This is a genomic window from Vibrio sp. T20, from assembly GCF_007858795.1.
Classification (GTDB): Bacteria; Pseudomonadota; Gammaproteobacteria; order Enterobacterales; family Vibrionaceae; genus Vibrio; species Vibrio satsumensis.
On sequence record NZ_VFEB01000143.1, the window covers coordinates 1 to 387 of the forward strand.

Consider the following 387-nt stretch of genomic DNA (forward strand, 5'->3'; position numbering starts at 1 on the left):
CAGACAGCAGCTGTTGTGCAGCGTCATACGAGGCAACTAGCACCAAGTTAGTTGGCAGATTCGCTTGTGTCGCCGCATCGGCAATTAAGGTGTTGAACTGCACGTCATCACTGCACAACTGAACGCTGTTCCCAGCCAATAGTGCCGCAATAATCATTGCCATTGCGGTTTGCAGTGCTGGCACTTTCTCTTCGCAATCATCAACAATAACCAAAGCCACACCACGACCTGCAGCATACAACTCGTTGGTTTCGCCCGTAGGACCTGGCATGAGGTGGTGTTCTGCAAGTAATGCTGACGCTTGCTCTAGATGATAAGTCGCTACTGCTGCCAAAGGTGCAGATTGGCTTTCGATCTCTGATTTAAATGAAAGTACCTGAGCACTCT

General features: G+C 49.6%; 1 pseudogene. It reads right to left on the minus strand.

What is annotated here, in order from left to right:
• A pseudogene (locus FTW16_RS17715) lies at positions 1 to 387 on the minus strand (1-pyrroline-5-carboxylate dehydrogenase); the annotation flags it as partial.